We start from the raw sequence: 26193 nt of genomic DNA on the forward strand, positions 1-26193 counted from the left end.
AGGCAACTATTTACCGCAAGTTACCGCAAGCCAAGGCAAGCGCTGCTGCAAACAGAATCCCGTTAGCGGCACTTGATTTCGTGACTGACGGCCCCATCTTTTACCGCTGACCCGAATGTAAGCAGGAAGACGTTATGACAACAATTGTATCCGTCCGGCGCGGTGACCAGGTGGTGATTGCTGGTGATGGCCAGGTCTCACTGGGTAATACTGTGATGAAAGGCAATGCGCGCAAGGTGCGTCGGCTCTACAACAACCAGGTATTGGCCGGTTTTGCAGGCAGCACTGCGGATGCATTTACCCTGTTTGAAAAATTTGAGGCACAACTGCAACAGCATCATGGCCAGTTGACGCGTGCCGCCGTGGAGCTGGCCAAAGAGTGGCGCTCAGACCGTGCCCTGCGCAAGCTGGAAGCCATTCTGGCAGTGGCTGATCACACGGCGTCATTGATCATTACCGGTAATGGCGACGTGGTACAGCCGGAAGAAGACCTGATTGGCGTGGGATCCGGTGGCCAATATGCGTTGGCAGCAGCGCGTGCGTTGTTACACAACACCGAGCTGAATGCGCGTGAGATTGCAGAAAAAAGCCTGACGATTGCGGGGGAAATCTGTGTATTTACCAACAACAATATGACGGTTGAATGCCTGTCTGGCGGAGATAACGCATGAGCGAAATGACCCCGAGAGAAATTGTGCACGAGCTGGATCGCCATATTATTGGTCAGCAGAACGCCAAACGCTCTGTAGCGATTGCCTTGCGTAACCGCTGGCGTCGCATGCAGTTGCCAAAAGAGCTGCGTGATGAAGTAACACCGAAAAATATCCTGATGATTGGTCCGACCGGGGTGGGTAAAACCGAGATTGCCCGGCGTCTGGCGAAGCTTTCCAATGCGCCCTTTATCAAGGTCGAAGCCACCAAGTTCACTGAAGTGGGCTATGTTGGCAAGGATGTAGAATCCATTATCCGTGATCTGGTCGAAACCGGCATCAAGATGCTGCGTGAGCAGGAGATGGTGAAGGTGGCACACCGGGCCGCCGCCGCCGCAGAAGAACGTATTCTCGATGCCCTGTTACCACCACCACGCTCCACTACCCAGAGCGAGTGGGACACCACCACCGATGTCAAACCGGCAGACTCTTCAACCCGCCAGATCTTCCGCAAGAAACTGCGTGAAGGTCAGCTGGATGACAAGGAAATTGATATTGCTGTCTCCCAGACGCCGGTTGGCGTTGAGATCATGGCTCCTCCCGGCATGGAAGAAATGACCAGCCAGTTGCAGAGCATGTTTTCCAGTATGGGGAGTGAGAAAAAAACCACTCGCAAGCTGAAAATCGGTGATGCGCTCAAGCAGCTGCAAGACGAAGAAGCCGCGAAAATGCTGAACATGGATGACCTCAAGGCCAGGGCTGTCGAACTGGTTGAGCAGAATGGCATCGTCTTTATCGACGAAATAGACAAGGTCGCTAAACGAGGAGAGTCGGGTTCTGGTGGTGATGTCAGTCGCGAAGGGGTGCAGCGAGATCTGCTGCCATTGATCGAAGGCTGCACGGTCAGCACCAAACACGGCATGATCAAGACCGACCATATCCTGTTTGTGGCGTCTGGCGCGTTTCACCTGGTCAAACCGTCGGATCTGATTGCTGAATTACAGGGTCGCTTACCGATTCGGGTGGAGCTGCAGGCGCTGACGCCGGGCGATTTCGAACGCATCCTGACCGAGCCAAATGCATCACTGACCGAGCAGTACCGCGCTTTGATGAAAACAGAAGGTGTGGATCTTGAATTCCGCCCGGATGCCATCAAGCGGCTGGCCGAGATCGCCTACGAAGTGAATGAAAGTACTGAAAATATTGGTGCCCGCCGTTTGCACACCATTATGGAACGCCTGCTGGAAACGGTCTCGTTTGATGCCACCGACCTGACCGAGGCGGTCGTGATTGACGCTGCCTATGTTGAAACCCAGCTGGGTGATGTGGTGAAAAATCACGATCTGAGCCAGTTTATTCTCTGATCTGAAACGTGAATTCAGCTGGCTGAATTCACGTTTGTTGTATTGCTATTGACAAGTAACAGAACAGGCAACAGACAAAGGGAGCGCATCACGCGCCCCCTTTGTTGATTACCGCTATTGTCGAGCCGCTATTGTCGTGTCACTACGGCTGCGACTCATGTCGTGCGAGCGATTACACCTTGAAGCGTTCGATCAGGCTATTTAACTGACGAGTACTCTCCGCCAGGCTGGTCACCGTGTTGTCGTTACGAGTCGCGTTTTCACTGATGGTACGCGAGGCCTCGGCAATCTGAACGATATTGCTACTGATCTCGTTCGACGCGACACTCTGCTCTTCGACGGCACCGGCAATACTCAGGTTCATCTCCGAGATGGTGCTGACCGCCGAGGAAATGGAGGCAATGGTTTCGCTGGCCTGCTTGGACATCTCCGAGGTCGTTTCCGAATTACGGGCATTTTGTTCCATTGACGATACTGCCTGCACCGCTTGTTCTTGCAGCCGTGAAATCATGTTGTTGATTTCCTGAGTGGATTCCTGAGTGCGGGAAGCCAAAGTACGCACTTCATCCGCCACGACGGCAAAACCTCGTCCTTGTTCACCTGCTCGTGCGGCTTCAATGGCCGCATTTAACGCCAGCAAGTTGGTCTGTTCGGCAATGCCTCGAATCACGTCCAGTACGGAACCAATCGAGTCGGTCTCCGCTTGCAAGCCTCGAATCACGTCGCTGGACTGGTTGATGCTGTTGGCCAGGTCGGTAATCCGCTGCTGGGTATCCTGCATGGTGTGTAAACCACGTCTGGCGTTGTCGTCTGCTTCCCGCGCCGCACCTGCCGCCCGTTCGGCATTACCGGCGACTTCCTGAATGGTCAGACTCATTTCGTGGGAACCCGTGGCCGCCATATCGCTTTGCTGTAATTGGCGTTCGGTCATTGCACGGGTGGTACGGCTGATCTCGGAAATATTGTGGGTTAGCTGGCCCAACACCTGAGTAGTGCTTTTGCTTTCCGATACGACTTTCTGAATGGCCTCAACAAACAGGTTAAAGGAACGCGCAATCTCGGTGATTTCATCATTGCCCTGAGCAGGCAGTCGCTGGGTCAAATCCCCTTCACCACGGGCAATGTCTGACATGGCGCGGTTAACATTGTGCAGCGGTTGTCGAATACTGTTGGAAATAAGGTAGATAGTACCGACCAGCAATAGCACAAAAACCACCGAGGTCGAGATCATATGGATGGCGGTCTTGCGGAAGACAGTGTCAATATCATCGGTATAGACGCCAGTCCCCACGACCCAGCCCCATTCCGGCAGCAAACGGACAAAACTGACCTTGGCGACAGGGTCGCTTTGTTCTGCTTTAGGCCAATAATAGTGCACAAAACCACCATCCGGGTTCGCCAGGGCCACTTTGGTGATATCCCGGGTCAGGGGTCGACCGTTGGCATCTTTAAGATCCGACATGTCCATGTCGTTCAGCTTGGGGTTGGCACCGTGCGCCAGCATGATGTTGTCGGTACTCTGGATAAAAAAGTAACCACTGCCGTTGTCGTAGTGTTGGGCAGTGATGGTTTCTTTGGCCAAGCGCTGGGCTTCTGCACGACTGAGGCCTTCTTTTTCAAGATTGGCGAAGTGTGTCAGCAAGCTGTAGGCATTATCGGTGAGCTGTTGGACACTCTGGTTCTTGGCATTGGTCAGCGTGTTATAGGTCTGTTGCAACGCCGTGATCTGGATGATAACAACGCAGATTATGGCCGTTCCCAATAAGAGCCACAGGCGGCTCCGAATACTGATGTTGCGAAATAAAGACATAATACGTTTCTCGTCTGTTCGGTATCGGCGTGGGCGACGAGAGGTTGTACCGGGTTCGTTTCGGTAAATACCAGGCTATGTCGTCGCGGTATGTTGTCAGTCTAGGTTATATTTCAGAGATACAAGTCGTTATCGGCAGAGAGGTGCACCAATGAAGCCAGATGGCATAAAAGTCAGAAAAAACAGTCGTTGCCTGGAATTACGGTATGGCGATGAAACGCATGAACTCAGCTTTGAATTGCTGCGGGTATTATCCCCTTCAGCCGAGGTGCGTGGCCATGGTACGGGTAATGGCGTATTACAATCGGGCAAGAAAGACGTGGGCCTGTTGAGGATCGAACCAGCCGGTAACTATGCGTTGAAACTGGTGTTCGACGATGGTCATGATTCCGGGCTGTACGACTGGCATTATCTGCGCCATTTATGCCTGAATAAGGATTCGTTATGGCAGGATTATCTCGATCAGCTGACCGCCGCCGGTGCCCATCGAGAACCCCTGCTCATTAATATTCGTGGGCTGTGACAGCAGATTGAGCAGCATCCGCCACCTTTGGGTATACTGATTACCATGAATAACATAAAACCAGTCTCAATCAGCCGCCTGTGGCGCCCTAACACACCCCTCATAAGAACAGGAGCCGTACATTGACGGATTCCCCCACCCCAAAACATTCCCCCATTCACGACCCCAACGCTGCGTTGGAGGCACAGAAGTACGATAATCCGGTTCCCAGCCGGGAAGCATTGCTGGCGTTGCTGGAGCAATCCGGTCGCCCAATGACTCATGAAGATGTGTGTGAAGCGCTGGCAGAAACCGACCCGGAACGGGTTGAAGCCTTGCGTCGCCGACTGATTGCCATGTCGCGCGATGGCCAGCTGATGAGCAACCGGCGCAGCCAGTTTTTTCCGATGGAAAAAGCCGACTTGGTGACTGGCGTAGTGATGGGCCACAAAGACGGTTTTGGTTTTGTCTTGCGCGACGGCGATGACGACATTTATTTGTCGAACCGTCAAATGCGCAAAGTATTCCACGGCGACAAGGTCGCCGTACAGATTCTCGGGCTGGATCGACGTGGTCGCCCGGAAGGCAAGATTGTCCAGGTGATTGAACGCAATACCCAACACATCGTCGGGCGCTATTTTGATCAGTCTGGCGTTGGCGTAGTACAGCCGGATAACAAGCGTGTCAGTACGGAAGTGCTGGTGCCAGCCGAAGGCCGCCACGGTGCCGAACACGGCCAATTTGTGGTGGTCGAAATCACCGCCCAGCCGAAGCAGGGCGGTCTGCCAATTGGCAAGGTCATCGAGGTTCTGGGCGAACACCTGGCACCGGGAATGGAAATTGAAGTGGCGATTCGCAGCCACGACATTCCCCATGAATGGCCTGCGGCAGTGACGGTTGAAGCTAAAAAACTGTCTGACGAAGTCCGCGAGCAGGACAAAGCCAATCGTATTGATTTGCGGCATTTGCCCTTCGTCACGATTGACGGTGAAGATGCCCGCGATTTTGACGATGCGGTGTACTGCGAGCGCAACCGGAACACCGGTGGCTGGCGCTTATACGTCGCCATTGCCGACGTATCCCATTACGTCAAACCCGGTTCAGCACTGGATCAGGAAGCCCACACTCGCGGCAACTCGGTGTATTTCCCCGGTTTTGTTGTACCCATGCTGCCAGAAAAACTCTCCAACGGTTTGTGCTCGCTGAACCCGGCAGTGGATCGCCTGGTGATGGTGTGTGAAATGACCATTTCCAAAGCTGGCAATATCTCCGGCTACAAGTTTATGGAAGGGGTGATCCACTCCCATGCCCGGCTGACCTACAACAAGGTCTGGATGATGCTGCAGACACCACGCAGTGAAGAAGGGCAGGTGTGGCGAGATCATTACCCTGCCGTCGTGCCGCACATCGAAAACCTCTACAGCCTGTTCCAGCTCTTACGGGGCAAGCGCGAAGAACGTGGTGCGATGGACTTTGATTCGGTAGAAACCCGCATTGTGTTTGATGCCGAGCGCAAGATTCAGGAAATCGTGCCGGTTGCCCGTAACGACGCTCATATGCTGATCGAAGAGTGCATGCTGGCCGCCAACGTCTGTGCCGCCAACTTCCTCGATAAATACAAGGTGCCGTGCGTCTACCGTGTCCACGCCGGGCCAAGTGACGAAAAGCTCGAAAACCTGCGTTCTTTCCTGGGTGAAATGGGACTGTCGATCAACACCGGCAAAGCCAAGCCGACCCCCAAGAACTACCAGGAACTACTGAATAGTATTCAGCAGCGTCCAGATTCCCACCTGATCCAGACGGTACTATTACGCTCCCTCAGCCAGGCGGTGTATCACCCGGAAAACGAAGGCCACTTTGGGCTGGCATATAAGGCCTACACCCATTTTACCTCGCCGATTCGCCGCTACCCGGATTTGCTGGTACACCGTGCCATTCGCAGCGTGATTCGCAGCGAGCAGGAATGCAGCAATGCTACCCGTGCAGACGGTGCCAAACCGCTGGCCAAGGCCGATATTTATCCCTACGACATGGCGCAGGTCATTCAGCAGGGTGAGCATTGTTCCATGACAGAGCGCCGTGCCGATGACGCCACCCGCGATGTGAATGATTTCCTCAAGTGTGAGTACATTCAGGATCGGATCGGCGAAGTCTTTGAAGGCGTGATTACCGCCGTCACCGGTTTCGGCCTGTTTGTTGAACTGAAAAACGTCTATGTCGAAGGACTGGTGCATATCTCCTCGCTGGCGAACGACTTTTACCAGTTCGATGCCGTCAAACATCGCCTGGTCGGAGAACGTACTCGGCGTACTTTCCGCCTGGGTGACAGCCTCTGGGTGCAGGTCTCCGGTGTTAATCTCGATGAGCGCAAGGTTGATTTTGATCTGGCAACCGCCCCCGGTAATGCCGGGCGAGCCATGCCTGAGCCACCGCGATTACCACGTCGACGCTCCAAAACAGCCGCCGCTGGTGCTGGTGTCAAGACCGGTGCTGCCGGGGTAAAAGAAGAAGTACTGAAACCTTCAGGCCGTCGTCGTAAAAAACCGGCTGCCGCTGCTGCTGCGCCCACCAGCGCTGTCGTTGGTGATACCGCCAGCGCCGACAAGGAAGTCGGAGCCAGGAAAAAAAGCCGCAAAAAATCGTCGAGCAAACGCCAGAAGCTGAACGCCAAAAAAGCCCCGGCCGGTACAGCACCGGTTGCCGCCAAAGACAAGCCGAAAGCAGCCAGCAAGGCCAAAAAAGCCAAGCGTAAAGCCGCGCCCAAAGCCAAAAGCGTCACCAAACCCTGACACTGCATAAACCCGAGGGCAGGCCGATACCTGCCCGCTGACGAGACAAATGAATGAAGCTTGATGCTGTATATGGCCTGCATGCCGTCACCACCCTGCTGCAACGCAGTCCGGATCAGGTGACGGAAATCTGGGTACAAAAAGGCCGCGTTGATCAGCGTATGCAAAGAGTGCTGGACGAAGCCCAACGGCTTGGCCTGGATGTGCGTGAAGCCGACAAAGGCTTACTGAACCAGAAAGCCGACGGTAACCATCAAGGTGTGATTGCGTTTCGCAAACCGCTACAGGGCGTGAGTGAACGTAACCTGCCCGATGTGCTCGACCGCATAGCCGGCCCGGCGTTTATCCTGATCCTGGATGGCGTGACCGACCCGCACAACCTCGGTGCTTGCCTGCGTACCGCCGATGCCGCTGGAGTACATTTGGTGATTGCTCCGAAAGACAAATCGGCACCATTGAATGCTACCGTCGCCAAGGTCGCCTGTGGTGCTGCCGAAGTGGTTCCTTATGTCCAGGTGACCAACCTGGCCCGTACCATGACCGAACTGCAAGAACGCGGTATCTGGCTGGTGGGTACCGCAGGCGAAGCCACCACCTCGGTCTACCAACAAGACCTCAAAGGCCCACTGGCACTGGTGATGGGCGCAGAAGGTGCTGGCATGCGGCGTTTGACCCGCGAACACTGTGATCATCTGATCAATATTCCCATGGCGGGTGAAGTCAGCTCAGTGAATGTCTCGGTGGCGACAGGCATTTGTTTGTTTGAAGCGGTGCGGCAGCGGCTGGCGCTGTAATCAAAGGATAAGCGTCGGCGAACACCGCATTATCTGAAAACAACAGTTGTGTTTAGCTGTTGTGTTTTATTTGTTGGTGGCTTGAACCAGGTTCACCCGGTCAAAGCCAAGGTTCTGTCTGGCACCTGGTGCTCAAAACCGATACCCGATCGCGCCAATGTATTCATCGTAATAAATCTTCTGGCGCGCCTTGTCACTGCTGTCGTGGCTGGTCAGCACATCATTCATATTGACGTAGCCGTATTTACCGATAAAGCGCACAAACAGCCCCTGCCACACGTTGGCTTCAACGCCAATTTTTACCAGCGTGCTGTAACCGGCAACGTGCCATTCATCGTTACGATCGCCACTCATCAGTTTGACGTTGCTTTTGGGGTACATGATGCCCGCACCTGCTCCGGCAAACAGAGCGATGTCCATGTCTGCACCGTGCTGCCACACGGGCAGGTAGGCTTCGGTTTCCAGTGAGATCTGGTTAAAACCGTCGGTGTGTTCGTAGGTCAGGAAGTCTTCGGTCAATACGACATCCTCGGCGGCGGGGTCGGTTTTCTCAAAGCCGTTACGATCGTTGGTGCCGGTCATGCTGACGGTCTGATCCTGCACCATCACATACTTCATATGATCCCAGCCCAGCGATACCGACCAGTTGTCCTGTACAAAGTAGCCGAAACGCCAGTTGTATTGGGGGATGGTTATGCGACCGGGATTCAGATAGCTGTGAAAAATCTGCGCGATGCTGAACTGGGTCTGGTGATCCTTGGCGGAGACGTTATGCAGGGTGAAATCGTAGTCGTCTCCTTCAAAGTGAATATCGCTGTCGGAATAGGTGGCGTTGTTCCAGCCCCAATAACCGTACCAGTCGCCCTGACTGCGCATGGCAGCCTCGCTGGCAGCGGAATAGCAGGAGCTGGCCATCAACAGGATGGCAATGGATACAGGGGACTTCATGTAATTACCTTGAGGTGAAAATAGTGCAAGAAGGCGGGGAGGCTAGCAGCTATATGGCTGGCTCATAATGTCTGATTATGGAACAGGGTTATGTAATAAATGGCACAAGTGAAAAAGGCCGCCTGGCGAACGGATCCTGGCTGGCTGAAAGGCCGGGTTGGAATAACGGTATCAATGAATAAGCCCAGTCTTTGTAAGGATTAAGTAGATAGGTTCAGCATGGGACAACAGCAGAACCGGATCTGCTGATGACCGAGCAGCACCTGGACGCCAGCATGATGGAACACTCAAATCCATTGCGCTGTCTTCCCTGCGGGATGATGGCTGCATGCTGCTCACTCCAAAATGGCTAACCCGGTGTGATTTGATCATATAGGTCATCTGAGCCGTCGTTTTTGGGCAATATTGAGTGTACGACTGGCAGATGAATTGTCACTTTGCCTGTTTTTCCCTACTCTCTCGCCCCAATGCTATTACTCCTGATGTCGCCAAGGACTCACCGATGTTCGACTTCGTTTTTACCCAGCCCGACTGGTGGCACGACTTGATCAGCCAGAACTATGACTGGTTCTGGGATGTCTCGGTGGCCATCATCCTCACCTTGTTGACCGGGGTTGTATGGCGCTTTGCCCGACGTCGTTTGCTGGCACTGGTCACCCGTACCAATAACCATTGGGATGATGTGGTGGTGGACGCTTTGGGTGTGCCGATCAACTGGATTATTCTTGCCATTGGAGCCAGCTGGATTGCGGATATTACCGCTCGCAGCTTTGAGATTGGCGTGATCATGACCAGCATACCCCTGGCGCGTCAGCTGTCGCTGATTGTGCTGGTGGCCTGGGCGATCTGGCGACTGATCAACCGGGTTGAGCATCGGCAGATTTCCTGTGGTGCTGACCCTACCACCATCGAACTGGTGGGCAAGATTGCTCGGGTTGTCGTGATGATTCTGATGGCGCTACCTATCTTGCAGGCGCTGGGCATCACTATTTCAGGTCTGTTGGCCTTTGGCGGCATGGGAGGACTGGTGGTGGGCCTGGCGGCCAAGGATTTGTTGGCCAACTTTTTTGGTTCGTTGGTGGTGTATATGGATCGGCCGTTTCGGGTGGGCGACTGGATTCGTTCGCCAGACCGCAATATTGAAGGTACCGTGGAAAGTATTGGTTTTCGGGTCACTTGTATTCGCACGTTCGACAAGCGGCCGCTATATGTCCCTAACTCGGTGTTTACCAGTATCTCGGTGGAAAATCCGTCGCGGATGCTGAATCGCCGTATCTACGAAACCATCGGCGTGCGTTATCAGGATTCCGACGTGCTGGATACTCTGTTGCAAAACATCGAAGCCATGCTGCGCACGCATGCGGATATCGATACCAGGCAGACGATCATGGTGAATTTCACCAGCTTCGGAGCCTCCAGTCTGGACTTTTTTGTCTACTGTTTTACCAAAACCACCGACTGGGCGACCTATCACAAGATCAAGCAAGCAGTGATGCTGGAAATCATCCGCATTATTCACGCTGAAGGTGCCGACTGCGCGTTCCCGACCCGGACATTACATCTGGATTCCATGCCGCCACAGGTGACGGCAGCGATGGCCGCCGACAGCATGGGCAGCAAGGCCTGACCCGAGACGGATAAGATGTTCCTTACTGTTGATCGTAGCAGTGAGGAACGCTTGCCAAAACGCATCAGCCAAAACCCGCCAGCCAAAACGCATCAGCAATGGTATGGTCTTTGTTTGAGGAATCAGCAACGACGGAGCCTTCATGACCCCAGGTCTTTCTTCTTATCAATGGCATACCGATATATCTCCCCTGGCCGACACTCTGACGACAGCACCGGATTATCTGATTATTCAGGATTTGGATGGCGTCTGTATGGGATTGGTGAATGACCCGCTGAGCCGCACGATGGATCCCGGTTATGTGCATGCAGTGCGTAACCAGGAAGGGCGTTTCTATGTCCTGACCAATGGCGAGCATATTGGCAAACGCGGTGTAAACCCGATGATTGATCGGGCGTTAGGAAATGGCGTTGCCAAAACCGAAGGGCTATATTTACCCGGCCTGGGCGCTGGCGGGGTGCAGCTGCAAAATCGTTTTGGCAAGGTCTCTCACCCTGGTGTCAGCTCACAGGAAATGGCCTTTTTGCTGCAAATCCCGGTCAAGGCCCGCTACTTTCTGATTAACCTGCTGGGCAACTCACCGTACAACCTCGCCAAGGAAAATATCCAGCTGCTGGCGGAAGCCGTGGTGCTGGATAACCGCGCTTCGCCGACCATCAATGCCAACTTGCTGAGTGCAGTACTGGGTTCGGTCACCCCTGTCAGGCAGTTACAACAAGACTTGCAGCGTTTTATGACCCGGCTGCTGCAAGACGCGCAGTCACAGGGTATGGGGGAGTCGTTTTTTATTCACTACGCCCCCAACCTGGGCACCGATCCGGCCACTGGGCTGGAACGTATCAAGCCTGCGGATGACAGCAGTTGGGGTACGACCGACTTTCAGTTCATGCTCAAAGGAGCGGTGAAAGAGTCCGGCGTGCTGGTGTTGCTGAACCAGTATTTCGCCGCCAAAACCGGGGCCTATCCGCTGGGAGCAGACTTCAGCGTGCGTACTGCGCCCGCTTCCCATAACGCGCTGCTGGAACTGGCGCAATCTGCTTTTGATCCGGCGTTAATGCCCAGAATTATAGGCGTTGGCGATACCATCACCTCTCACCAGATTGATGGTGAATGGCAACGCGGCGGCAGTGACCGGGGCTTTCTGACGCTGGTTCAGGATCTCGGCCAGGCGTTTGATTCCGACAACGTTGTGGTACTGATCGACAGCAGTGGTGATGAGGTTATACGCCCGGCGGTGGATACCGGCGCACTGCAGCGTTATTGCGCCACAGACCCGCAATACTGGCAAGCAGTGGCCGGATTAAGTGATGCCAATGACCCACTACGAGTGAATTTTGTGCTTGCTGGTCACTCTGAGTACCGGGCATTTTTTGTCTCTGCGTTGGGTTAACCGGTGTGCTTGAGCCGCTCGATTCGAGATCTGCGAGGCCGGTATTCTTGAGTGCTGGCAACAGACGGATGGACAGCAGTTGACATCTGCTGACGGATAACCCTATTTTCTCTCGGGGTTATTTATGATCCTGATTGCCACATCGGTCGATCAGTAATGACTATGACCCCCTTATAAAAGATCAATTTAATCTATGATCTGAAAACGCGCATTATCAATCTCGTTCCCAGTCACATCACATTCACTCCATGGAGTAACAACGATGATCAACACTGAAATCAAGCCATTTGCAGCGACCGCTTTCAAAAACGGTGAGTTCGTAGATATCACTGAAGCCGATGTGAAAGGCAAGTGGGCAGTATTCTTTTTCTACCCAGCCGACTTCACCTTCGTATGCCCAACCGAACTGGAAGACCTGGCCAGCAAGTACGACGAACTGCAAAAGCTGGGCGTAGAAGTGTTCTCGGTATCTACCGACACTCACTTCTGTCACAAAGCATGGCACGACACTTCCGAAGCTATCGGCAAAATCAACTACTACATGGTCGGCGACCAGACTGCCACCATCACCAGCAACTTCGGTGTACTGCGTGAAGGCCAGGGCCTGGCAGATCGCGCTACCTTCCTGATTGATCCAGAAGGTGTGATTCAGGCAATGGAAATCACTGCTGAAGGCATTGGCCGTGATGCAGACGACCTGATGCGTAAAGTGAAAGCGGCTCAGTACGTCGCATCTCACCCAGGTGAAGTATGCCCAGCCAAGTGGAAAGAAGGCGAAGCGACACTGGCTCCGTCTCTCGATCTGGTTGGCAAAATCTAAACTGATCGAAGTTGACTGCGTTGCTCATGCAGCGTTGGAATCAGGCTCGAAATGCTCATTTACAGACTCGTAAACTCGGCTTTCTCGCTTGATTCCGCCTTGCCTGACCTGCCTCACCGATGCTTCGGGTCGCAGGTCAACCCAAGGTTATCCTCATCGATGCAGCGTTACAGGGTGGGTCTTGCCCACCAGGGGTTCCGGGCCAGCTTTGGAACCCCCAGCCTTGATTTTTTACCCACCCATGGCGATTTATCTCACTGTGGATCTTGATAGTGGGTAGAGACTCGCAAATTTTTAACTCAATTCAATCCGGATGGTGATTTATGTTAGATACCAACATGAAACAACAACTGGGCACCTATCTTCAGAAAATCGTTCGTCCGATTGAGTTGACGGTGTCTGTAAACGAAACGCCCAAGTCCAAAGAACTGGAAGAACTGGCGCGTGAAATTTCTGACATGTCAGGGAATATTGCCCTGACCATCAAAACTGATGACGCGGGCCGAGTGCCACGTATGGCGGTTGGCCCGGAAGGCGAGCCAGCCCGTGTCACCTTTGCCGGTGTGCCGATGGGCCACGAGTTCACCTCGTTGGTGCTGGCCTTACTGCAAGCCGGTGGCTACCCGAGCAAGGAAAAAGCGGAATTACAGCAACAGGCCAAAGGTCTCTCCAAATCTCTGAACTTCGAAGTGTACATTTCGCTGTCGTGCCACAACTGCCCGGACGTGGTGCAGGCCATTAACCTGATGGCGGTACTGAACCCGAATGTGACCGCAACCATGATTGATGGTGGCGTCTTCCCTAAAGAAGTGGAAGAGCTGGGCATTATGGCGGTGCCGACGCTGATGCTGAACGGCGAACCGTTTGGTAATGGCCGCATGACGCTGGAAGAAATCCTCAACAAGGTTGACGATAGCGCCGAAGAGAAAAAAGCCGCTGAACTGGCTGCCAAGGCACCGTTTGATGTGCTGGTGGTGGGGGGTGGCCCAGCCGGTGCGTCGGCTGCCATTTATACCGCCCGTAAAGGTATTCGTACCGGTATCGTGGCCGACCGTTTTGGTGGTCAGGTGATGGATACCATGGCGATCGAGAACTTTATCTCCGTCAAGGCGACCGATGGCCCACGACTCGTCGCCGGGCTGGAAGAACACGTCAAGGAATACGATATTGACGTGATGACCAACCAGCGCGCCGTCAATATCCGCGAGATAGACGGTGCTGATGGCAAAAAGATCAAGCAGGTTGAACTGGAAAACGGCGCAATATTAACCGCCAAAGCCGTCATCCTGGCGACCGGTGCCCGCTGGCGCGAAATGAACGTACCGGGTGAAGACCAGTACAAAACCAAAGGCGTGGCGTTCTGCCCGCACTGTGATGGCCCGCTGTTCAAAGGCAAGCCGGTGGCCGTGATTGGTGGTGGTAACTCCGGTATCGAAGCCGCGATTGACCTCGCCGGTATCGTTGAACACGTGACCGTACTGGAATTTGCCGACACCCTGCGTGCCGACGCTGTGCTGGTGAAAAAAGCCGAATCGCTGGCCAACGTCACCATCATCAAGGAAGCCATGACCACAGAAGTGATAGGCGACGGCAACAAGGTGATTGGTCTGAAATACAAGAATCGCCGCAACGATGAAGAACACCTGTTAGACGTAGCCGGGATCTTCGTCCAGATTGGTCTGGTACCGAACAGCGATTTCCTGAAAAACAGTCTCGAACTCAGCAACCGTGGTGAGATCGTGATTGATAGCCGTGGTCAGACCAGTATGCCAGGAGTGTTTGCTGCCGGAGACGTCACCACCGTGCCGTTCAAGCAGATCATCATCTCCATGGGTGCCGGAGCGACCGCCGCACTGGGGGCGTTTGATTATCTGATTCGTAACTGAGTCAGGCCGCCACAGGCCGGTTATTAGCAGAAAAAAGCCACCGTAGCGATACGGTGGCTTTTTTATTGATCGGTCTAAATCTCGATCTGTTGGTCATGCCTGACTTTTTTTCGTCAGCCACACTTCCAACCCCTGGGCATTCAGATTGGCATCGGTTGCCAGCCACTGTTTGGCCAGTGTTATATCGAATGCGGGATTAACCTGTTGTACCCGTTCCAATAACCAGGCGGCCAAACTGTCGGTGATGCGTTGTAGGCGCCCTTCTACGGGTGTCTGTTGTTGTTCAGCGATAGCCACTACCGTATCGAGAGAGTCGAGTAGCTGCTGAACATTATGCTCTGTGGGCCGAATGGCACCGTAGTGGGTCAGGTACATAAATTCCGGCTTTAATCCGGCCAGGCGCAGGATGCTGGCACGCATGGCTTCGGGGTCGAAGTGTATGGGCGTGGTGGTGACGAATAACAGATTCTCACCTGCATCGTTATCAAACATACGGTAAGAGACGCCGAAGGTGTCGCCGGTAAAGATGCTGTTGCTGCCACTGTCGAGAACACAAAAATGGTGTTTGGCGTGCCCTTGTGTATCGAGGAAGGTGAGGGTACGGCCGTTAAAATCGAGTGTAAACGCATCTGCAGCTTCTATCACCCGTTCGGCAGCGATCGGTATCAGTGCGCCATACAATGAGTCGTATCGTTCATCGCCATACACTGCACGGGTTCCGGCCTCCAGTTTGGAGGGATCAATCATATGGGCTGCGCCCCGAGGGTGAATCACCAGACGGGCATTCGGGCACTCAGCCATCAGTTTGCCAGCGCCGGCGGCATGATCGAGATGGACATGGGTCGGAATCACATAATCGACCTGTTCCGGAGTCAGGCCCAGGGCGGCAATATGATCAAGTATGTGGGGAACGGTGTAGGCGGTGCCGGTTTCTATAATGGCCAGGCGCTCACCCTGACGAATCACATAAACGCTGGCTACACCAGGGGTGACGTAGTCGGCATCCAGCTGCCAGATACCGTGGGGATGGACGATGGCTGGCGGATAAGGGGTAGGCAGATTGGTGGTTATTGTTGTCATCAGGCACCTCTGGTTGTTTGGTCGTCAGTAGGAACGGTCTTATTGTCAGTACATCAGCAGTGTTGGTGAATCACAATCAGTTAATTGACGGAAGATAGGTATCGCAATTGGATAGAATCCTGATGTATGGCTTGAAAATGTAAAAGTCATTGAAATTTAATTTTTACATAATTACAATTTGTAAAAAATCGAGATGGAGTGATTGAAAATGACTGTCAAAATTGAAGTGAGCCTAACGCTTTACCAGCGTCTTGAGGCTTTGGCGAGCGGTTTCGATTCTCCATCTAATGTGATCGAAAGATTGTTAGACAGGCATGAGAAAAGTCATTGTAAGTCAAATTGCAGTGATGCTGTTCCCGAAGGACGAAGTAGTGGAAGTCGACTGTTTACAAATAAAGAAATTCAACAGCGAATTTCATTGTCAGCAAAAAATATGCCATCAGAAGTTCTTGAGGCATTTTGCGGAGATGTCTCATCAAAAGAACAATTTGGGTTGAGTTTTCCCTTGTTTGTACGTGTCCCATCTACAGTAGATCCAAGTACAAAAAAAGCCTTGGTAAAGTCGAAGGATGGTGTATCTCGATGGACGTGGAAATATGAATTCGAGAGAGATGGGTACTTGTACGCGATATGCACACAGTGGTATCGGAAAAACGACGCCGACGTTCAAAAGTTTCTTGCAGTGTACGAATAAGGCAGTAAACAGAAAGTAGCAGCCAGTTTTACGTAAATAAATTACTGGCTCCCAGAGAGGAGTTCGTAGTTCTTTGCCGAGCGTTTACCTTTGCTTGGCGTCCATCACAATCTCCAGCGCATCCAGTCGCTTTTGCCGATCGTAAATGTCGTTGGTAAACATCAGTTCATTCACGCCCAACTCTTTCACCAGCGCTTCCAGTTTGAATGTCAACGTTGCCGGGCCGCCCACCACTGCCATGGCAAGAAAGGATTGCACCTGGGCTTGCATCGGGATGTCCCAGAGTTCATCCATATTGGCTACGGGTGGCGGCAAGAACAGCGGTTGGCCACTCATCAGCGCCATCACCCGTTGCTGGCTGCTGGTGGCAAGGTAATGGGCTTCTTTATCGCTGGCGGCGGCAATCAGGGGAATGGTGGCAATCGCATAAGGTTCGGACAGCTGTTCAGAAGGACGGAATTGTTGCCGGTACAGGGCCAGTGCTTCATGCAGGTAGCGTGGGGCAAAATGGGCTGCAAAGGCATAGGGCAGGCCTCTGTGAGCGGCCAGCTGTGCACTGAACAAGCTGGAACCCAGCAGCCAGATGGGCACATGGGTTCCACTGCCTGGATAGGCTTTGACCCGCTTGCCGGAAGTATCATCACCTAACAGTCGTTGTAGCTCGGCGACTTCGGCGGGGAATTGTTCGGCGCGCATGTCGTCGCGGCGTAACGCCCGGCTGGTGATGGGGTCGGTACCGGGGGCACGACCAAGGCCGAGGTCAATACGATCCGGATACAACGATGCCAGGGTGCCAAACTGTTCGGCAATCACCAGGGGCGCATGATTAGGCAGCATGACACCGCCGGAGCCGACTCTGATCTGTTGGGTCTGAGCCGCTATCTGACCAACCAGTACCGAGGTGGCGGAGCTGGCAATACCTGCCATATTGTGGTGTTCCGCCAGCCACAGACGTTTGAACCCCAATTGATCCGCATGGCGGGCGTGTTCCAGCATGTGCTGAAGGGTTTGGGGAATATCTGAGCCTTGCGGGACGGTGGCCAGTTCCAGTAATGAGAGTGGGGTATCAGCAAGCAATGACATGGTGGCCTCGTTCAGTTTGGGGTAGAGCCGTCGATAAAAACCAGCAACAATCAATCGGTTGAATTGCCATGCTGTCATGCTTGTTGCGGCAACAACAGGGGGCGGTTTGGTACGGAGTGTTGCAGCCTCTAGAGGTTATCCTGGATGCCGGTCTTACAAGCGTTCAGTAACTCTTGTTGCAGCTCGGGGTCGTTCACTGCTCGGGCAATGGCGACACCACCAATCATCATCACCATATTTTGCAAAACTTGTGGTCGATCGACCTGTGCCACTTCCGACATTTTCCCCAGCATGCCTTTTAACAAACGGGTGTAACAGCTGCGTACCGGTTCGTCGCGCTGGGCAATATCGGTGACCAGAAAAGCCATCGGGCAGCCGCCGTGCTGGCCACTGACGTGCTCTTCGCTGAGGTAGGTCTCAACCAGGCGGTTCAGACTAGGCGGGGCGCTATCGACGGTTGGTTGGTCTGCGCTATCGGCACCAAGGGCATAACGAAAGCGGCGTATTCCTGCCCACGTCATGGCTTCCGTGTACAACTCGGCTTTGGATTTGAAATGGCTGTAAAACGCCCCTCGGGTCATATCGGCGGCGGCCATGACCTGATCAATACCGGTTTGTTCGAAGCCTCTGGCGGCAAACAGCCGGGAGGCGGCCTTGAGGATACGCTCGCGGCTCTGTTGTTTGTGTTCCGGACTCCAGGCCATGGTTGGCTCCTAAAATATGTTCTTGAACATATTTTGAGTCGGGGTAGGGTGCCAATGCAAGCGATGCTTTATTTCAGACCCCATGCGGAGGGACGAGGTATGACTGATCTGAGGATGACCGATCTGGAGACACCGACGCTTTACGGAGCCCATTTCAGCCCATTTGTACGAGCTGTTCGAATCTACTGCGATGAACTTGGGCTGACTCATGTTCATACCCAGGCGCCGTTAGGAGAGCCGATTGCATTTCGGTCGCCAGCGCATCAGGCGTTAAACCCATTTTTGAAGATTCCGGTCTTATTGCACCGGGATCTGGTGTTGTTTGAGAGCCCAGCGATTTGTCGTTATCTGGCCGGTTTACCGGGCGCGCAACCACCGGAGCAGGTGCTGATGCATGCCGAAAAGGCGCTGGTCGATCAATGGGCACTGGTGGCCAGCCAGTACGCCAACCAGAACCTGATGGATGGCCTGCTACTGGAACTGGCATTTCCCAAAGGTGAGGATGGCCAGGTTCGCATGGATCAGGTGCAGGAAAACCTGCCTGCAGCCCGCGCATTTCTGGCCATTATTGAGGCGCAGCTGAATCAACACAGCTGGCTGGCCGGGCAGCATTACAGTATGGCCGATGCCCTGATCACGCCATTTTTGCATTACGCCGCCCAGGCACCCGTGCTGGATGCCGAAGGCAAGCTGATTAAACAGGGGACGGCGCTGGCGGATTACCTCGAGCGCTTGCGAGTGCGGCCATCTGCCGTGTATCTGAACCACCCCGATACCCAATCCCGTTAACCAATCCCGTTAACCAATTTCGTTAACCAGAAGAGGCTGTTATGAGTCGATTAAACCCCATGATCACGCTGGCACAATTAAACACCCTTGGTGCTGGCCATCTGCCAGGCCTGTTGGGCATGGAAATACTAGCGTTTGATGAAGGTCGGCTGGTGGCCGCCATGAATGTCACGCCGCAACACCTGGCACCCAACGGCTATTTGCACGGCGGCAGTGTGGTGTCGCTGGCGGATACGGCCTGTGGCTATGCCACCGTACTGCATTTGCCGGAAGGCGGGCAGTCGTTCACTACGATCGAATTAAAAACCAATTATCTCGGCACGACCCGTGAAGGCCGCGTGGTGTGTACTGCGACGGCACGGCATCTGGGTAAAACCACCCAGGTCTGGGATGCCGAAGTGGTGGATGAGACGAGTGGCAAGACCATCGCCTTGTTTCGTTGTTCGAACGTGATTTTGTACCCGCAAGTCTCTTCCTGATCGGACGGTAATACACGCCAGCTTGTTCGTGGATTAACGGCTGCTCAGCAGATGAACCGTTACCATCACGATTAGCATGACGTTCACCAACAGCCCGATGCTGTAAAAATAACTGCGCGGGCTGGGATTCTTCTCGGTTGCAATGGCGTAATACAGCGCCATATGCAGCAGGCGGGTTATGGCGTAAATCCAGCACATCAGCCCCAGTTGTACGGCATCAAATCCAGACAGTAGACCCACCAGTACCGGGCCGACCATCATTGGCAGATTCTCCAGCGAGTTCATAAAGGTGCGGTGACTGCGGAACACAAAGGAGGCATGGCTCAGTTGTTTGTCAACGATACCGGGGATGTAATGCGGCTGTTTGCGATGCGCCAGAGTGGCTACCAGGCTTTGTACCAACAGTGTGGCAAACATCAGCATCAAGGCCTGTAAGGCCAGGCTGTATTGGTTGACTAATTCTGGCACGGGGTACTCCTGTTGTGATCGGAAGAGAGAGGCCGGTCTGGGTGTTTATTATGAGCCGATTGTATTCTGCTCGGCGGTCACCGGTGGGTGCTTGTCCGGTAATATTAGCGACTTCTTCATCAACCAATGCAAAAATGTGTGGATTCTCTGCCAAAGGATTGATTATGCGCTGCCTGGATCGCTGTTTCCGTCTGATTTCACTCTTGTTGTTAGCACCGTTATTACCGTTGACCAGTACACAGGCTGCTACTTACTGCCAGTACACCGGCTGTTACTGATGGTGGCGAGGCTGTTGCCGCACAAGATATGCACGAAAAGTCACGCACTGGGGCGCTGGTTTATCGACTCCCATTTGCAGCCGAACAATACCCGTGTGGTTCTCAGCCGCTTTGTACCAAACGATCGACAGCAGCCATGGCGGGCGGAAGTCGATCGTTCCAGCAAATCCCGGGTGTGAAAGTGTCCTTGCGGCACGCCTTGTCCAATCATGTCGGTGTTGAACTGAATAGCTATTATGTTTGGGCTGACAGCTGTCAAACGCTGTACCGCGCTGCTGATACCAGGAGAGAGTGCAGTCGGGTGTTACAGTCAAAAGGTATCAGCGTGGGGGGAGAACTGGGCACTCGTCTGCTCAAGCGTTGGTACTAAGGTGCCCTGGCAGCCGGTTTTTATTATGAAAACCTCGGACATCGAGACAGCGATAATGACATTCAATCAGGCAATGTCCCGGTGTCTGGTTTGCGGTGCGACAGTCACCGAATGTGTATCGCTTCAGTTTTGATGGTTCTGTTGGTATGCGCGGCGCATTGGCCAACACCTATCAGGATTACGAAGTCGAACGGGTGCAATATTTTGGCTCACTCGGGCTGGGCCTCCTGCGTTTCAACCTCTGACACAGTCTCAGTCTGTCGGGCTTGGGGCTGCTCTGCTGACGCTGGCTGAGCGGCGGGCAAATTGCTGTTCGATCGCATGGATACTGTCCTGGACAAAATCCACAAAGGCCCGCATCGCCGGGTTCGGTTGCTTGTCGCTGAGGTACACCAGACACCAGGAGCGGCGTAACGGAAAGCCCGCTAGTGGCAGTTGTTTCAGACTGCCGTTCTGTAACTCCGACAGTACCGTCAGCTTCGGTAATACCGTTACTCCCAGGCCCGCGATAACCGCGTGTTTCAGGCCGTCGTTGGAGTCGATCTGCATGATTGGTTGCAATGGAATACGGCATTGTCTACTCCACAGCTCCAGCGCCTGACGGGTACCGGATTCTTCCTCGCGGATAATCAGCCCTTGCGCCAGAAACTCCTGAATACCCACTTCGCGGCGTGCCAGCAACGGGTGGCCGGGAGCAACCAGCGGGATCAGCTCATTGTCCAGAAACGGCAGTGTGGCCAGGGTTTTATCCACTGGAGCCATGCCCATCACCACCAGATGATCGGTGTTATCGTGCAGGCGTCGCATGGACTCGGAACGGTTTACCATCCGCACATGCACCCGTACTTGTGGGTGGTTGGCCATAAAGTCCTGCAACAGATACGGCAGCACGCAGTGAGCGGTATCAACCGCCGCAATATTCAGCTCACCGGCAACCTGATTGCCCATCATTACCAGTTGATTTTGTAACGCCCCCAGTTCATCAAAAATGACGTCGATGCAGGAGGCCAATTTCTCCCCGGCGGCAGTGCAGAACAGTTTGCGGCCGACGTATTCGAATACCGGCTGCTTCAGCGCCTGTTCCAATTGTCGTACTTGTGAGCTGACGGCTGGCTGGGTCAAACCCAGTTGCTCCCCGGCCTTGCTGTAGTTGCGGTGCCGATAAACAGCCCGAAAGACCTGCAGCTGTCGGAAAGACAATCGATTGACCAATTGTTGCACAGAATTTGGCATATAAGACCGGAGTAAATAGCTGACTATAAGGTAAAACTTATAGCTATCTAAAATAATATCAATTTTGGATCAATATCCGAGTAACGTAGTGTGGAATGCATCAACCACGTTTGAGGCTTGACTCATGCTGAAGAAGGTACTGATCGCCAATCGCGGCGAAATCGCGGTGCGTATTGTGCGCGCTTGCGCCGAAATGGGAATTCGCTCGGTCGCCATCTACACCGAGCCTGACCGCTATGGCTTGCACGTCAAGCGGGCCGATGAAGCCTACTCGCTGGGGGAAGATGCGCTGGCCGGTTATCTTGATCCTTTACGGCTGGTAAACCTGGCGGTAGAAACCGGCTGTGATGCCATTCACCCTGGTTACGGTTTTCTGTCTGAAAACGCCGAATTTGCCCGCCTGTGTGAAGAAAAGGGTGTCACCTTTATCGGCCCGAAATCTGCCGTTATTCATGGTATGGGTGACAAGACTCAGGCTCGTGACTCGATGCGTGGTGCTGGCGTGCCAGTCACCCCCGGCTCTGACGGCAACCTGGCTAACGTTGACGAAGCGCTTGAGCTGGCTGAAACCGTGGGTTATCCGGTGATGATCAAGGCGACTTCCGGTGGCGGTGGTCGTGGCATTCGTCGCTGCGACAGCGCGGAAGAACTGATACAGCAGTACCCTCGGGTCATTTCCGAAGCCACCAAGGCCTTTGGTTCTGCCGATGTGTTCCTGGAAAAATGCATTGTTAATCCGCGCCACATCGAGGTACAAATTCTGGCCGACAGCCACGGTAACGTGATCCATCTGTACGAACGTGACTGCTCGATCCAGCGCCGCAACCAGAAACTGATTGAGATTGCACCCAGTCCACAACTCACGCCGGAGCAGCGTGAGTATGTGGGCAACCTTGCCGTCAAGGCTGCTGCCGCAGTGGGCTATGAAAATGCCGGTACGGTTGAATTCCTGCTGTCTGGCAACAAGGTCTACTTCATGGAAATGAACACCCGTGTTCAGGTGGAGCACACCATTACCGAACAGATTACCGGAGTCGACATTGTCCGCGAGCAGCTGCGCATTGCTGCCGGTTTGCCGCTCAGCTACCGTCAGGAAGACATCAGCTACCGTGGCTTTGCCTTGCAGTTCCGCATTAATGCCGAAGATCCGAAAAATGATTTTCTGCCCAGCTTTGGTCGTATCACCCATTACTATGCACCAGGTGGGCCGGGAGTACGGGTCGATACCGCCATTTATACCGGTTACGACATTCCGCCCTACTACGATTCCATGTGCCTGAAACTGATTTGCTGGGCATTAACCTGGGAAGAAGTGATCGCCCGAGGCAAGCGTGCCCTCGACGATATGCGCCTGCGCGGAGTGAAAACCACCGCTCCTTACTACCAGCAGATTCTCAGTCATCCGGATTTTGAAAAAGCCGTCTTTGATACCAGTTTTGTGCCTAGCCACCCCGAGCTGCTGAACTACTCGGAAAAACGTCACCCCAGTGAAATTGCCCTGGCGCTGGCCGCGGCCATCGCAGCCCACATGGCCGCCTGACTCCCACTTTGACCAGGAGATTTGAAAATGATCAAGAAGCCAGTACAAGTAACAGACGTTACTCTGCGTGATGCGCATCAGTCACTGATTGCTACCCGTCTGCGCACCGAAGACATGCTGCCGATCTGCGAAAAAATGGATCAGGCCGGATTCTGGTCGCTGGAAGTCTGGGGCGGCGCTACGTTTGATGCCTGCGTCCGTTTTCTGAAAGAAGACCCGTGGGAGCGTCTGCGTCAATTACGCGCTGCGCTGCCGAACAGCCGTTTGCAAATGTTGCTGCGCGGCCAGAACCTGCTCGGCTACCGTCATTACGCCGATGACGTGGTTGAGGCGTTTGTTCATAAAGCCGCTGAAAACGGGATGGATGTGTTCCGGGTATTCGACGCCCTCAACGATCTGCGTAACCTCGAAACTGCCATGAAAGCGGTCAAAGCCGCTGGCAAACACGCCCAGGGCACCATCTGCTACACCACCAGCCCAGTACACACGCTGGATCTGTTTGTGCAGCAGGCCAGAGATCTGGTCAACATGGGTGCAGACTCTGTGGCCATCAAGGATATGGCCGGTCTGCTGACCCCGTATGGCACCTATGATCTGGTCAAGGCGTTAAAAGAAGCCGTGGACGTGGACGTGGTGATTCACAGCCACAGCACCTCCGGTCTGGCGCCGCTGTGTCAGATGAAAGCAATCGAAGCGGGAGTCGACCGCATAGACACCGCCATCTCCTCCTTTGCCAGTGGCACCAGCCATCCGGCTTGCGAATCCCAGGTGGCCGCCTTAAAAGGCACAGAATACGACACCGGGCTGGATCTGGAGCAGCTGGGTGATATTGCTGACTACTTCCGCGAGGTACGCAAAAAGTACCACCAGTTTGAATCCGAGTTCACTCGGGAAGACGTCTCAGTGCAAATCAACCAGGTGCCGGGCGGCATGATGTCCAACCTCGCCAACCAACTGAAAGAGCAAAATGCCCTCGACAAGATTCGTGATGTGTTTGCGGAAATTCCACGAGTACGCGAAGACCTCGGCTTTCCGCCGCTGGTAACCCCCACCTCCCAGATTGTTGGCACTCAGGCGGTGTACAACGTGCTGGCCGGAGAGCGTTACAAAACCATCACCAACGAAGTGAAACGCTACCTGCAAGGCGGTTATGGCAAAGCACCGGCAGCGGTAAATGCCGAACTGTTAAAGCAGGCAATTGGCTCGGAAGGTATTATCGAAGCGCGTCCAGCCGACTTGCTCGATGCCGAAATGGCTCGACTGAAAGCTGATATTGGTGACCTCGCCCTGAGTGACGAAGATGTGCTGACGTTCGCGATGTTCCCGGACCTTGGTCGTGAATTCCTGCAACAGCGGGCTGCAGGCACGCTGGTGCCTGAGGCGCTGTTACCGGTTGGCAGTGATAGCAAAGCAAAAATGGGTGTGGCGACCGAGTTCACCATTGATGTTCACGGTGAAAGCTACGACATTGCCGTTACGGGTGTGGGTGACTTTGGCGCTGGCAAACGCAAGATCTACCTCAGCATGGACGGCGTGCCGCAGGAAGTGATCTTCGAACCACTGAACGAATACGTTGACGATGGTGCCAGCAAAGGCCGCAAACGGGCAACCGAGCCGGGCCACGTTACCGCGACCATGCCGGGTAACGTCGTGGATGTACTGGTCAAAGAAGGTGACGAGGTGAAAGCCGGGCAGGCCGTTATGGTAGCGGAGGCAATGAAGATGGAAACTGAAATTCATGCCAATGTGGCCGGTACCATCCAGGCCGTTTATGTTGCCAAAGGGGATCGTATTACACCGGGAGAAGTACTGATCGAAATTGGCTGATCAACAAACCGCCAAACAGGTCTGTAAAACGGATCTGCTTGGCGGGCCAATCACAGCAGATCAGTCGCGGAAGAATAGCGGCAACCAGGGTAGCAGTAGCAACAGAATCGTCAGCATCTGGTCGTGCTGCTCAACTCCGCCGTTGTTGTCGGAATTATTATTATTCTCGAGATCAAAAAGGATGTGTTGCCGACGCGGGTAACGTAACCTCCGGCTTATAATTTTGAACAATCGTTTGATGGAATTTTGAGGAAGCAAGATGAAAAAACTGGTGCAGGGCGTGCTGAATTTTCAGCAAAACGTCTATCCGGCAAATAAAGACCTGTTTGGTGAACTGGCCGATGGCCAGAGCCCGGATGTCCTGTTTATTACCTGCTCCGATTCCCGCATCGACCCCAATATGGTCACTGGCTCCGAGCCAGGCGATCTGTTTATTTGTCGTAACGCGGGTAACATCGTGCCGCCGCCATCCAACTTCACTGGGGGCATGACCGCCTCGATCGAATACGCTGTTGCCGTATTGGGTGTGCGCCATGTAATTATCTGTGGCCATACCGACTGCGGCGCGATCAAGGGTGCGCTGGATATTCAAGCCATCAAGGATCAGGGTTTACCACACGTAAAAGAATGGCTGGGTCATTGTCGTTCTGCCATGGATATTGTCCGTGAACGCCATGGTATTTCCTGGAATGAACCGCTGGATCCTTGTTACCTCAACGAAGCCATCAGCCAGAACGTATTGCAGCAGGTCGCCCACATTCGTACCCACCCCTGCGTCGCGGCCAAAATTGCCACCAAAAAGATCTACCTGCACGGCTGGGTGTACGATATCAAGAGCGGTAATATTCTTTGTAGCGATGAGCAATGTGAAGAGTTCGTGCCATTTGCAGAACGTTACGCGGAACAAATCAAGGATCTCTAACACTTGAGGTACCGGTGCGTGCCTGATCTGACAGGCACGCCCAGGTTCCTAGCAGGCTGTTGATTTTTGTTTTCGAGGCAGTCAATGCAAGGCAAAAATAGGAGAAAAGAGGGAGTTTATGGTTGATAAATGACCGATTCAGGCCT

Annotated in this window: 24 protein-coding genes; 17 read left to right on the forward strand and 7 right to left on the reverse strand. The window is 53.8% G+C overall.

Annotation, left to right across the window (positions count from 1 at the left end; genetic code table 11):
* Positions 1 to 134 precede the first annotated feature (134 nt).
* Both hslV and hslU read left to right on the forward strand, forming a co-directional pair.
* Entirely contained in the window at positions 135 to 671 is a 537-nt protein-coding gene (gene hslV, locus SOJ49_RS01285) for an ATP-dependent protease subunit HslV (protein WP_369856418.1), read from the forward strand.
* Complete coding sequence (gene hslU, locus SOJ49_RS01290; protein WP_369856419.1) at positions 668 to 2014, forward strand: ATP-dependent protease ATPase subunit HslU; 1347 nt, start codon at positions 668 to 670, stop codon at positions 2012 to 2014. Before hslV ends, hslU begins: the two co-directional genes overlap by 4 nt.
* Before the next feature lie 172 nt (positions 2015 to 2186).
* Here the strand turns inward: hslU and SOJ49_RS01295 are convergent, their stop codons facing one another.
* The gene (locus SOJ49_RS01295; RefSeq protein WP_369856420.1) at positions 2187 to 3824 is read right to left on the reverse strand and encodes a methyl-accepting chemotaxis protein; all 1638 of its coding nucleotides are present in this window, start codon (positions 3822 to 3824) and stop codon (positions 2187 to 2189) included.
* A 151-nt stretch (positions 3825 to 3975) separates the two neighbouring features.
* Between SOJ49_RS01295 and SOJ49_RS01300 the strand changes: the two genes are divergently transcribed.
* From SOJ49_RS01300 to rlmB, 3 genes are all read left to right on the forward strand, one after another.
* Complete coding sequence (locus SOJ49_RS01300; protein ID WP_369856421.1) at positions 3976 to 4347, forward strand: gamma-butyrobetaine hydroxylase-like domain-containing protein; 372 nt, start codon at positions 3976 to 3978, stop codon at positions 4345 to 4347.
* Positions 4348 to 4469: 122 nt separating this feature from the next.
* On the forward strand, positions 4470 to 7115 hold the full coding sequence (gene rnr, locus SOJ49_RS01305) for a ribonuclease R (protein ID WP_369856422.1): 2646 nt from the start codon (positions 4470 to 4472) through the stop codon (positions 7113 to 7115).
* A 53-nt stretch (positions 7116 to 7168) separates the two neighbouring features.
* Positions 7169 to 7909 (forward strand): 23S rRNA (guanosine(2251)-2'-O)-methyltransferase RlmB, encoded by a 741-nt coding sequence (gene rlmB / locus SOJ49_RS01310; protein ID WP_369856423.1) that lies wholly within the window; start codon positions 7169 to 7171, stop codon positions 7907 to 7909.
* Between the two features lie 132 nt (positions 7910 to 8041).
* Here rlmB and SOJ49_RS01315 read toward each other — a convergent pair whose 3' ends face one another.
* Positions 8042 to 8857 carry a hypothetical protein gene (locus SOJ49_RS01315; protein WP_369856424.1) on the reverse strand — a complete coding sequence of 272 codons (816 nt, stop codon included), beginning with the start codon at positions 8855 to 8857 and terminating at the stop codon, positions 8042 to 8044.
* A gap of 502 nt (positions 8858 to 9359) precedes the next feature.
* Between SOJ49_RS01315 and SOJ49_RS01320 the strand changes: the two genes are divergently transcribed.
* The 4 genes from SOJ49_RS01320 to ahpF all read left to right on the forward strand — a co-directional run bounded on the left by SOJ49_RS01320 (position 9360) and on the right by ahpF (position 14580).
* Positions 9360 to 10484 carry a mechanosensitive ion channel family protein gene (locus SOJ49_RS01320; RefSeq protein WP_369856425.1) on the forward strand — a complete coding sequence of 375 codons (1125 nt, stop codon included), beginning with the start codon at positions 9360 to 9362 and terminating at the stop codon, positions 10482 to 10484.
* A 142-nt stretch (positions 10485 to 10626) separates the two neighbouring features.
* Complete coding sequence (gene stpA / locus SOJ49_RS01325; protein ID WP_369856426.1) at positions 10627 to 11874, forward strand: glucosylglycerol 3-phosphatase; 1248 nt, start codon at positions 10627 to 10629, stop codon at positions 11872 to 11874.
* Between the two features lie 262 nt (positions 11875 to 12136).
* Positions 12137 to 12694, forward strand: coding sequence for an alkyl hydroperoxide reductase subunit C (gene ahpC / locus SOJ49_RS01330; protein ID WP_369856427.1), 558 nt, complete (start codon positions 12137 to 12139; stop codon positions 12692 to 12694).
* 323 nt (positions 12695 to 13017) lie between these two features.
* Positions 13018 to 14580 carry an alkyl hydroperoxide reductase subunit F gene (gene ahpF / locus SOJ49_RS01335; RefSeq protein WP_369856428.1) on the forward strand — a complete coding sequence of 521 codons (1563 nt, stop codon included), beginning with the start codon at positions 13018 to 13020 and terminating at the stop codon, positions 14578 to 14580.
* Between the two features lie 93 nt (positions 14581 to 14673).
* Here the strand turns inward: ahpF and SOJ49_RS01340 are convergent, their stop codons facing one another.
* A complete protein-coding gene (locus SOJ49_RS01340) occupies positions 14674 to 15660 on the reverse strand; it encodes an MBL fold metallo-hydrolase (protein WP_369856429.1) in 987 nt (328 codons plus the stop codon).
* Positions 15661 to 15868: 208 nt separating this feature from the next.
* Between SOJ49_RS01340 and SOJ49_RS01345 the strand changes: the two genes are divergently transcribed.
* Positions 15869 to 16354, forward strand: coding sequence for a hypothetical protein (locus tag SOJ49_RS01345; protein ID WP_369856430.1), 486 nt, complete (start codon positions 15869 to 15871; stop codon positions 16352 to 16354).
* An 84-nt stretch (positions 16355 to 16438) separates the two neighbouring features.
* Here the strand turns inward: SOJ49_RS01345 and SOJ49_RS01350 are convergent, their stop codons facing one another.
* Both SOJ49_RS01350 and SOJ49_RS01355 read right to left on the reverse strand, forming a co-directional pair.
* Positions 16439 to 17437: an LLM class flavin-dependent oxidoreductase gene (locus tag SOJ49_RS01350; RefSeq protein WP_369856431.1), complete on the reverse strand. Its 999-nt coding sequence runs from the start codon at positions 17435 to 17437 to the stop codon at positions 16439 to 16441.
* Between the two features lie 128 nt (positions 17438 to 17565).
* Positions 17566 to 18141 (reverse strand): TetR/AcrR family transcriptional regulator, encoded by a 576-nt coding sequence (locus SOJ49_RS01355; protein WP_369856432.1) that lies wholly within the window; start codon positions 18139 to 18141, stop codon positions 17566 to 17568.
* 99 nt (positions 18142 to 18240) lie between these two features.
* On the opposite strand from SOJ49_RS01355, the gene SOJ49_RS01360 reads away from it, so the two are divergent.
* Both SOJ49_RS01360 and SOJ49_RS01365 read left to right on the forward strand, forming a co-directional pair.
* Positions 18241 to 18930 (forward strand): glutathione S-transferase family protein, encoded by a 690-nt coding sequence (locus SOJ49_RS01360; RefSeq protein WP_369856433.1) that lies wholly within the window; start codon positions 18241 to 18243, stop codon positions 18928 to 18930.
* A 41-nt stretch (positions 18931 to 18971) separates the two neighbouring features.
* Entirely contained in the window at positions 18972 to 19409 is a 438-nt protein-coding gene (locus tag SOJ49_RS01365; protein WP_369856434.1) for a PaaI family thioesterase, read from the forward strand.
* A 33-nt stretch (positions 19410 to 19442) separates the two neighbouring features.
* Here the strand turns inward: SOJ49_RS01365 and SOJ49_RS01370 are convergent, their stop codons facing one another.
* Complete coding sequence (locus SOJ49_RS01370; protein ID WP_369856435.1) at positions 19443 to 19877, reverse strand: MAPEG family protein; 435 nt, start codon at positions 19875 to 19877, stop codon at positions 19443 to 19445.
* A 91-nt stretch (positions 19878 to 19968) separates the two neighbouring features.
* On the opposite strand from SOJ49_RS01370, the gene SOJ49_RS01375 reads away from it, so the two are divergent.
* Both SOJ49_RS01375 and SOJ49_RS01380 read left to right on the forward strand, forming a co-directional pair.
* The gene (locus SOJ49_RS01375; protein WP_369856436.1) at positions 19969 to 20334 is read left to right on the forward strand and encodes a hypothetical protein; all 366 of its coding nucleotides are present in this window, start codon (positions 19969 to 19971) and stop codon (positions 20332 to 20334) included.
* A 286-nt stretch (positions 20335 to 20620) separates the two neighbouring features.
* A complete protein-coding gene (locus SOJ49_RS01380) occupies positions 20621 to 20770 on the forward strand; it encodes a hypothetical protein (protein WP_369856437.1) in 150 nt (49 codons plus the stop codon).
* Between the two features lie 7 nt (positions 20771 to 20777).
* On the opposite strand, the gene SOJ49_RS01385 is transcribed toward SOJ49_RS01380, so the two are convergent.
* The gene (locus SOJ49_RS01385) at positions 20778 to 21758 is read right to left on the reverse strand and encodes a LysR family transcriptional regulator (protein ID WP_369856438.1); all 981 of its coding nucleotides are present in this window, start codon (positions 21756 to 21758) and stop codon (positions 20778 to 20780) included.
* A 124-nt stretch (positions 21759 to 21882) separates the two neighbouring features.
* On the opposite strand from SOJ49_RS01385, the gene SOJ49_RS01390 reads away from it, so the two are divergent.
* The 3 genes from SOJ49_RS01390 to SOJ49_RS01400 all read left to right on the forward strand — a co-directional run bounded on the left by SOJ49_RS01390 (position 21883) and on the right by SOJ49_RS01400 (position 26047).
* On the forward strand, positions 21883 to 23298 hold the full coding sequence (locus SOJ49_RS01390; RefSeq protein ID WP_369856439.1) for an acetyl-CoA carboxylase biotin carboxylase subunit: 1416 nt from the start codon (positions 21883 to 21885) through the stop codon (positions 23296 to 23298).
* 27 nt (positions 23299 to 23325) lie between these two features.
* Positions 23326 to 25125, forward strand: a complete 1800-nt coding sequence (oadA, locus tag SOJ49_RS01395) for a sodium-extruding oxaloacetate decarboxylase subunit alpha (protein WP_369856440.1) — start codon at positions 23326 to 23328, stop codon at positions 25123 to 25125.
* A 259-nt stretch (positions 25126 to 25384) separates the two neighbouring features.
* A complete protein-coding gene (locus SOJ49_RS01400; protein ID WP_369856441.1) occupies positions 25385 to 26047 on the forward strand; it encodes a carbonic anhydrase in 663 nt (220 codons plus the stop codon).
* Positions 26048 to 26193: the final 146 nt, after the last annotated feature.

Origin of the sequence: Candidatus Thalassolituus haligoni (assembly GCF_041222825.1) — a bacterium.
Classification (GTDB): Bacteria; Pseudomonadota; Gammaproteobacteria; order Pseudomonadales; family Oceanobacteraceae; genus Oceanobacter; species Oceanobacter antarcticus.